A 1998-nucleotide genomic window follows, 5' to 3' on the forward strand; every position below is an offset into this window, starting at 1 on the left:
ACGGTTGATCAGTGGCTCTCGGATCTGGACGGATTGCTCGTATTTGGACGGCAGGGCTTGTTTGCCCATGACAATACGCACCACGCTTTTGCCATGGCCTATGGCGCGGCGGATTGCATCGACGGCAAGGGCAATGTCGACCGCGCGAAATGGAACAGCTATCGCGAGGTCTTTGCCACCCATGTGGTGGAAGACTGACCCATGACCGCCTGGCAGGCCGATATCCTGATGTATCATTCGATCTCGGACGCGCCGGGGCCAACCTCGATCGCACCCGAGGTGTTCAAGGCCCAGATGCAGGCGCTTGCGGACTCGGGCCTGCCGGTGGTCACACCTGATGCGCTGGCCAACCCGCCCGCCCCCCGCGTGGTCATCATCAGTTTCGATGACGGGTTTGAAGATTTCGCCGACACCGCCTGGCCGATCCTGCGCGATCATAATTTCACCCCGATCGTCTATCTGCCCTCGGGTCGGATGGGCGGCAGCGACAGCTGGGCCGGGGGCAATATCCCTGCCCGCCCGCTGATGGGCTGGGACAGGGTCGAGACGCTGGCAGCAGAAGGGGTCTGTTTTGGCGCGCATAGTGTCACTCATCCCGATCTCACCACGCTGGATGCGCTCATGCTGGAAGAGGAAGTCAGCGGATCCGGTCAGGACATTGCCGCCCGGCTTGGCCAGCCCACCCGGCATTTCGCACCGCCTTATGGCGCGTCGAACAAGCGCGTGCTCAGGCAGATCGCGTTGCATTACGACACCTCGGTCGGCACAAGGCTGGGTGTCGCCGGACCGAAAGATGACATCCACGACCTGCCCCGGCTCGAGATGTTCTATTTCAACAACATCGCCCGCTGGAAGGCACATCTTGCCGGACGCGGCGGGCCCTATTTGGCGGCCCGCAAACTGATGCGCGGCGTGCGCAGCGGGCTGAGCAGGGTGCTGCCCATCAACTGAATGTCAGGATTAGGGCGCAAGCGTTCCGATCCGGTGGGCATTCGCCATCACACTGAATGTAATTGTCGTCGCCGGGATGGTCGGCAGGACAGAGGCATCAACGACGTGAATGCGCGTCGCGCCATGCGGGCGCCCCAGCACATCGCTTTCAACCGGGCCCGGGTCATCCGACATCGGCAGATCACCTCCGACATGAAAACTGGCCCCCGGCACCCCGAACCGCGCTGCAAAAGACAGGCTGGTCAGACCAAGCAACCGCAAGGCCCGGCCATAGCGCGCAAGCGCTGCGTGCATTGTCTCGGCAGTTGCGGGGTTTTCGTTCAGTTCCGGGCGTAGCCGCCCATCCTCTGCCAGACGCAAGGCTATTTCATGCGAATGATCGGAATGCAGGAAAACCTGCGCCACGATCAGACGTCGGGCCAGCGCCTCAAGCAGCGGCCCGCTGCCGGGTACCCGGCGGCCATAGTTCTGTTTCAGATCGCGGGCATAGTATTCATTCCAGGTATAGATCTGCGCGTGAACCAGTTGCCGCGATACGGTCGGGTCATCCAGTTCGGCAAAAAGCTGCGGCAGCGTCTGATAGGGCAAAACATCGGGCCGCCTGGGTGCCCGCCAGCGGTGCAGCATCGGCAGAAAGGCCTGCTGGCTGTCTTTCAACACCAGCTCCTTGCCCCGCAAGCCGGGTGATGCCAACAGGATACGCGCGCTTTCCAGCACCCCGGCGGCCAGAAACACCCGGTTTCCGCGGACATCGCTGCCATCTGCCAAAGTGACGGCAACCTCATCGCCTTCCTCGCGGACCTGCCGCACCACGTGATCCGCGCGGTAGGCAAAGCCTGGCTCTGCCTGCAGTGTCGTAAGCGCCTGCCGCGCCGACCAGATCAGCGACCACGGGCACCCGTGCAGACACAGCCCGCAGGTCTGACAGCCCGGCCCAACCGCCTGCCGCGCCAGACCGACATGCATCCCAGCCCCCTGCAATGCCTGCGCCTTCTGCCTGGAACGGGCCAGCAGCATCTCGGCCTGCGCGGTTGGTGGAACGGGTGC

3 protein-coding genes are annotated in these 1998 nt (G+C 63.4%); 2 read left to right on the forward strand and 1 reads right to left on the reverse strand.

The genetic code is table 11. The features are described 5' to 3' along the window. Together AC2FNN_RS21515 and AC2FNN_RS21520 are read left to right on the forward strand one after the other, a co-directional pair. Positions 1-198 (forward strand): hypothetical protein (locus tag AC2FNN_RS21515; RefSeq protein WP_496760550.1); only part of this gene is annotated, 198 nt, incomplete at its 5' end. A gap of 3 nt (positions 199-201) precedes the next feature. After that, the gene (locus AC2FNN_RS21520; RefSeq protein ID WP_496760551.1) at positions 202-951 is read left to right on the forward strand and encodes a polysaccharide deacetylase family protein; all 750 of its coding nucleotides are present in this window, start codon (positions 202-204) and stop codon (positions 949-951) included. Positions 952-960: 9 nt separating this feature from the next. On the opposite strand, the gene AC2FNN_RS21525 is transcribed toward AC2FNN_RS21520, so the two are convergent. Beyond that, the coding region (locus AC2FNN_RS21525) for a GMC oxidoreductase (protein WP_496760553.1) at positions 961-1998 on the reverse strand (1038 nt) is incomplete at its 5' end.

This window comes from Ruegeria sp. BHSA118 (genome assembly GCF_059613405.1).

What these genes read in the sequence shown, in the direction of transcription:
- AC2FNN_RS21520 (WP_496760551.1), top strand. Translation starts at nt 202, where the DNA reads ATGACCGCCTGGCAGGCCGATATCCTGATGTATCATTCGATCTCGGAC.